The sequence below is a fragment of the Methanomethylovorans sp. genome (assembly GCF_041305605.1).
Classification (GTDB): domain Archaea; phylum Halobacteriota; class Methanosarcinia; order Methanosarcinales; family Methanosarcinaceae; genus Methanomethylovorans.
The window spans coordinates 1-6,429 of record NZ_JBFYLB010000090.1 but is presented as its reverse complement, the minus strand read 5'-3'; the positions used below and the strand labels follow the sequence as shown (position 1 = coordinate 6,429).

Annotated in this window: 6 protein-coding genes; 5 read left to right on the top strand and 1 reads right to left on the bottom strand. The window is 43.6% G+C overall.

Annotation, left to right across the window (positions count from 1 at the left end; all coding sequences use genetic code 11):
* The coding region (locus ACCM36_RS06020) for a PAS domain-containing protein (protein ID WP_370572848.1) at positions 1-830 on the bottom strand (830 nt) is incomplete at its 3' end.
* 1,142 nt (positions 831-1,972) lie between these two features.
* Here ACCM36_RS06020 and nifH point away from each other — a divergent pair.
* From nifH to nifK, 5 genes are all read left to right on the top strand, one after another.
* Complete coding sequence (gene nifH, locus ACCM36_RS06015) at positions 1,973-2,794, top strand: nitrogenase iron protein (protein ID WP_321419579.1); 822 nt, start codon at positions 1,973-1,975, stop codon at positions 2,792-2,794.
* Between the two features lie 11 nt (positions 2,795-2,805).
* A complete protein-coding gene (locus ACCM36_RS06010; protein ID WP_370572847.1) occupies positions 2,806-3,123 on the top strand; it encodes a P-II family nitrogen regulator in 318 nt (105 codons plus the stop codon).
* A 16-nt stretch (positions 3,124-3,139) separates the two neighbouring features.
* Positions 3,140-3,520, top strand: a complete 381-nt coding sequence (locus tag ACCM36_RS06005; protein ID WP_370572846.1) for a P-II family nitrogen regulator — start codon at positions 3,140-3,142, stop codon at positions 3,518-3,520.
* Entirely contained in the window at positions 3,517-5,094 is a 1,578-nt protein-coding gene (gene nifD / locus ACCM36_RS06000) for a nitrogenase molybdenum-iron protein alpha chain (RefSeq protein WP_370572845.1), read from the top strand. The genes ACCM36_RS06005 and nifD overlap by 4 nt, the downstream gene beginning before the upstream one ends.
* A gap of 13 nt (positions 5,095-5,107) precedes the next feature.
* On the top strand, positions 5,108-6,429 hold a 1,322-nt coding region (nifK, locus tag ACCM36_RS05995), incomplete at its 3' end, for a nitrogenase molybdenum-iron protein subunit beta (protein ID WP_370572844.1).

The window sequence follows — 6,429 nt, the reverse complement described above, 5'->3', positions numbered from 1 at the left end:
TCAATGCGGAATATAGCTATTGCCGAATGCTCTATACAGAACTGGCTTAAGAGAAGTTCCTGCTCGATCCTGTTACGTTCAGTGATGTCATTAATAATTGAATAAAGTAGCATTCTTCCTTTGACCCAGATAGGACCGCTGGAAACTTCCACATCCCTTTTGGAACCATCAGCCAAACGATGCCTGAAAAAAAAAGTATTACGCTCCTCTTTGCTAGCAAGTTCCATTTCTTCTTTTATTTCTGAAGCAGATAACGTATTGATCTCATTGATATTCTTATGCCGGAACTCTTCACGTGTCCACCCATAAAAGGACACTGCTCCGGGATTAGCATCTACGATGGCACCTGTTTGCGGGTCTATGAGCATCATCATCGAGTGTGTATTTTCAAAAAGGCTACGATAACGTGACTCACTCTCAGTAAGTGCCTCTTCCATAAGCTTGCGCTTAGTGATGTCAGTAATGAAGCCCTCGAGAGCGATCACGCCCCCATCATCGTCATAAACTCCCTTACCCTGCTCCCACACCCATTTTACTTCTCCACTGGCGGTGGTTATGGTATACTCGTCCTGGAAGGTTTCTTTCCTTGCAAGTGCTTCCTGCCATTTCTGCCAGAGACGTTCCCTGTTTTCATGATTTATCAGTTCATTGAACGAAAGCTCACGGTTGTTAAGAAGAGCTTCCGGTTCATAACCTGTTAATTTCTTGCAGCCCTCTGAAACGAATCTCATCGTCCATTTCCAGTCATTATCACATCTGTATGCCATCCCAGGCAGATTCGACAGAAGCATAGCGTGACTTCGCTCACGTTCTTGCAAAATCTTTTTCATTTGAGAAGTACAGTTCTTCGAAAACTTATGATTGTGACAGACAAATTCGACCGTTGACCGCAATTGTTCGTCCGAGAAAGGTGTTGCCAAACAGCCAGATAGGCAGAAGTTATCCATTGATCCCAAAGAACGATCATCTACCGAAGAGGCAACCAAGACTACGGGAAGAAGATCGGCGACTTTACATAAAGATTTATTTTGTTTTATAGCTCTAATCGACCCTTCTGATACTGCCAGTAAAACAACATCATACTGCCTTCTTTTGATCTCCTCTATTATATTTCCTTGAGATAAGAGACTACTGGAAGCAAAATAACCATTATTTTTAAGTTGTTGAAGCAAGTTTGGTACTTCGTTTACAGAGCTATGCAATATCAGGATCTTTTTCACTAACACCCCTCACTAATATTTAGGAGTAGTGTTTGATCCGAACATATATAAGAATTTAGTTTGTAGTACCCTCTGACTTATTTTTTACAAATCGAGGACACAATTGCAACCATGAAGTGCCTTACAAAAGAGATAAGAGATATTACTGACAACAAAAGACATATTGTTTCAGACAGAACATGAACTGCGGCGAGACGTTGGCAAAGATTCCTGTTTGGTTTGAAATTATTATTTTCATTTTATCTCATATCGATCGATTTTACATAAACCGAGGTCCAAAGAGATGATATGACATACAATACATAGAACGGCATACACTTTTCTTTATTTTGATCAAGCCTATAGCCATAGTTTAATTAAGGACATGTTAGAAAATGAATAATACATAATTAATATATTTTGTCTTACCTCCTATGATATATAAATAAATTTCCATGAATGGGAAATAAGATGTTAAATTTTTATGCGTGAAGTGTTTTTTCCTATGCCACAAAATATAAACTTTGTCCGTAATGGTGTTTTGTAGTTGATCGGTGGCACAAAATATCGCAATAAAATTTTAAGTTAAATTAAATTTTTTACTTATTTTTAGTTATAAATGTATATTATCCTTACATAAATAGTAAATGTTAAAGCGCTTTTAGAGATATGTTTATATATGTTAATCTAGTACATAGGATTCCGATGTACTATAAACAATAAAAAACAGGAAATAATATAGTACAAACATACTAAAAACCAAGGTGAAATCAATGCGTCAGGTAGCAATTTATGGAAAGGGAGGAATCGGGAAGTCAACAACTACCCAGAACCTCACAGCAGCACTTGCAACAATGGGAAAGAAGATACTGTTAGTGGGATGTGACCCTAAGGCCGACTCAACAAGAATGCTTCTTGGAGGCCTTAACCAGAAGACAGTACTTGATACATTAAGGTCAGAAGGCGACGAATCCATCGAACTCGACAAGCTCCTGCAACCAGGATTTGGAGGAATAAAGTGCGTCGAATCAGGAGGACCTGAACCAGGTGTCGGTTGTGCAGGAAGAGGAATTATCACATCAATAAACCTGCTGGAAAACCTTGGTGCATATGAAGAAGACCTTGATTACGTTTTCTATGACGTACTTGGTGATGTAGTATGTGGTGGTTTCGCAATGCCAATCCGTGAGGGAAAGGCAAAGGAGATATACATAGTTGCCAGCGGAGAACTCATGGCCATCTATGCAGCAAACAACATTTGCAAGGGTATCCAGAAGTATGCAAAGGGCGGTGCACGCCTTGGAGGAATCATCTGCAACAGCAGAAAGGTAGATGGAGAACGCGAACTTCTCGAAGCATTTGCACAGAGGCTTGGAAGCAAGCTCATCCACTTCGTACCAAGAGATAATATTGTACAGCGTGCTGAGATCAACAGAAAGGTAGTTATCGACTTCGATCCTGATTGTGGCCAGGCACAGGAATATCTTACACTTGCCAGCAACATCGAGAACAATGACCTGTTCGTGGTTCCAAAGCCAATGGAAATGGAGGACTTGGAAGCAATGATGGTAGAATTCGGAATTGTTGAACTCTGAGGTGAAAACAAATGCAAATGATCCGTGCAATAGTCAGGCCAAACAAGATAACTGATATCGTCGAGGCTCTTGAGAAGGAAGGTTTTGTTTCCCTTACCAAGACAGATGTCTTTGGAAGAGGTAAGCAAAAAGGTATTCACACAGCTGAGGTACAGTTCGACGAGCTTCCAAAGACAATGCTCATGCTGGTAGTCGAGGATGAGAACAAGTCAAAGGTCATAGAAATAATAAAGAGTTCAGCTCACACAGGTAAGTACGGAGACGGAAAGATCTTCGTGAACCCTGTTGAGAGTGCATACACCATACGTACCGGTGAATGCGGACTTTAAACAGAAGGGGATCCATATGAAGGAAATCACGGCAATAATTCGCATGAACAAGGTGCAAAAGACTCTTGATGCACTTTCTGATTGCGGATATCCCTCCTTCACCGTAGAAAAGGTGATGGGCAGAGGAAAGCAAAAGGGACTATGCTATGAGTTCGAGCCACCCCTTCCAGAACAGCAGGGTGTCACATCAAAGAACTGCATACCTTTTGTTCCAAAGCGCCTGTTCACGATCGTTGTAGACGACAAGGCAGCAGAAAAGATAGTCCAGCGCATTATCAGCGTAAACCAGACAGGACATGCCGGGGACGGAAAAATCTTCGTGACAGACATACCAGAATCCTACAGGATAAGGACTGGAGAAGAAGGAGAGACAACTGTAGGGAGGAATGAGGAATGAGTTCTGAAATAGAATCCTCACAGAAGATCATCGATGAGATGATGAAGATATATCCTAAGCAGGTCGCAAAGGACAGGAGGCAACACTTAACTGTCAAGGATTCCTGTTCCGAAAATCACATCGAGGCCAATGCCAAGACAATACCCGGCATAATGACGAACCGTGGTTGTGCCTATGCCGGTGGTAAGGGTGTGGTCATGGGACCTATCAAGGATATGGTTCACATCACACACGGACCAATTGGCTGTGGATATTATACCTGGGGAACCAGGAGAAACATGGGCAAGGCAGAAAATGGCGGTGACAACTTCTTGCAATACTGTTTCTCAACCGACATGGGTGAGACTGATATCGTATTCGGTGGTGAGAAGAAGCTCAAGGCAGCCATTGACGATGCTGTGAGAATTTTCAAGCCCGGGGCAATATCAATCTGTGCAACATGCCCTGTAGGACTTATCGGTGATGACATAGAAGCAGTCGCTTTAGAAGCAGAGAGGGAACATGGTGTAAAGGTCATGTCCCTACGCTGCGAAGGTTATAGAGGTGTAAGTCAGTCAGCAGGACACCACATTGCAAGTAATGTACTCATGCAGCATGTTGTCGGTACTGAAAAGCTGGAAAACCCAACACCATTTGACATCAACATCTTTGGTGAATACAACATTGGCGGGGACCTCTGGGAGATCAAGCCACTCTTTGAGAAGATCGGATATCGCATAGTTTCAAGTTTTACAGGAGACGGTTCATACCACAATCTTGCAAAGGCGCACCAGGCAAAGCTCAGTATCCTCCTCTGCCATAGGTCAGTTAACTACACTAACCGTATGATGGAAGAAAAGTACGGAGTCCCATGGTTAAAGGTCAACTATGTGGGAATTGAAGGTACAAAGAAGTCACTCAGAAAGATGGCTCAGTTCTTCGATGATGCAGAACTTACAAAGAAGACAGAGGAAGTAATTGAAGAAGAAATGGCAAAGATCCGGCCTGAGCTTGAGAAGTACAGAAACAAGCTCAAGGGCAAGACAGCATTCATATACTCCGGCGGATCCAGGTCACACCACTACCAGAATCTCTTTGAAGATCTTGGCATGAAGGTTGTTGTAGCAGGATACCAGTTTGCTCACCGTGATGACTATGAAGGAAGACAGATTCTTGACGGCCTGAAGGAAAAGGCATCCAGCGGAATCCTTGAAGATCTCCACTACGAAATGGAGGAAGGGTTTGAACCTGCCATAAGTGAAGAGCGTATAAAGGAACTCAAGGAAAAGCTTGGCCTGATGACCTATGAAGGAATGATGCCGGAAATGAAGGATGGTACAATCGCTGTGGATGACCTCAATCACTACGAAACTGAATTCCTCATCAAGGAACTTAAGCCAGACCTTTTCTGTTCAGGTATCAAGGACAAGTACATGGCACAGAAGATGGGAGTTCCATCCAGGCAGATCCACTCCTACGACTACAGCGGACGTTACACCGGTTTCTCAGGTGTACTTAACTTTGCAAGGGATGTCGATATGGCAGTGAACAACCCAAGTTGGAAGCTCTTAAAGACCCCATGGAAGGCAGAGTAAGGGAGGATAAAAAATGTTAGATTATACACCGAAGGAAGAAGTTAAGAGAGATGCACTGGTGATTAATCCTGCCAAGATATGCCAGCCTATTGGCGCAGTATATGCAGCAATGGGTATACACAACTGTATGCCCCACAGCCACGGGTCACAGGGATGTCTCTCATACCTGAGAATGTGTCTCACAAGACACTACAGAGAACAAACCGTAGGAACTACCAGTAGTTTCTATGAAGGAACCGCCGTTTTCGGTGGTGCAGCCAACCTCAAGAAGGCACTCGCTAACATTGATGCAGTATACACACCAGAAGTTGTTGCAATTCACACAACATGCCTCTCAGAGACAATTGGTGATGATGTAAAACAGATCATTGAAGATGTACAGATGGAAGAGCTAATTGACCCTTCGATCAAGCTCTGTGCTGCATCAACCCCCAGTTATGTGGGTTCCCACGTAACAGGCTATGACAACATGGTAAAGTCATTTGTTACAACCTTTGCCACAAAGACAAAGCCAAATGGTAAGCTTAACCTGATCCCAGGTTTTGTAGACCCTGGAGACATACGCGAGATGAAGAGAATACTCTCCATCATGAACATCCCAACTATTGTATTCCCTGATCAGACCGATGTTTTCGATGCCGGACTTACCGGAGAGGGAGGACTCTTTGCAAAGGGCGGTACACCAATAGGAGATGTTGAGGACAGCGCAAACTCCATGGGAACAATCGCACTGTGCTCAATGGCAGGAGGCGCAGCAGCAACTGTATTCAATAACAAGTTCAAGATGCCAGTACAGATTGGACCTGCACCGATCGGTGTACGCTACACTGATAGATTCATCATGAAGGCAGCAGAACTTGCAAACGTCCCCATTCCACCTGAACTGGAACAGGAAAGGGCAAGAGTTGTCGATATGATGACAGATGCTCACCCGCACTTCTACGGAAAGAAGGTAGCCATATTCGGTGACCCGGACATACTTGAAGGTCTGACAAGCTTGGTGCTTGAGATGGGAATGGAGCCAACTGTGATCCTTTCAGGTTCTGTGAGCATGAAGTTCGAGGAAACAGTTTCAAAAATGGTACACCCGCTGTACCCTAACTCACAGATCCTTACAGGAGCAGATCTATTCACACTCCACCAGCTCATAAAGAACGAGCCTGTTGACATGCTGATCGGTAACACCTATGGAAAGCACATAGCACTTGCTGAAGATATTCCATTGATCAGAGTCGGCTTCCCAATCATGGACAGGGCAAACCTCCACCACTTCCCTGTCATGGGATATACAGGTGCAGCTCGCATGATCGAGTGGATTGGAAACACTTTCCTGGA

Excerpts from the sequence above, each read along its gene's own strand:
- ACCM36_RS06010 (WP_370572847.1), top strand. The coding sequence starts at position 2,806 with ATGCAAATGATCCGTGCAATAGTCAGGCCAAACAAGATAACTGATATC.
- nifD (WP_370572845.1), top strand. The coding sequence starts at position 3,517 with ATGAGTTCTGAAATAGAATCCTCACAGAAGATCATCGATGAGATGATG.
- nifH (WP_321419579.1), top strand. The coding sequence starts at position 1,973 with ATGCGTCAGGTAGCAATTTATGGAAAGGGAGGAATCGGGAAGTCAACA.
- ACCM36_RS06005 (WP_370572846.1), top strand. The coding sequence starts at position 3,140 with ATGAAGGAAATCACGGCAATAATTCGCATGAACAAGGTGCAAAAGACT.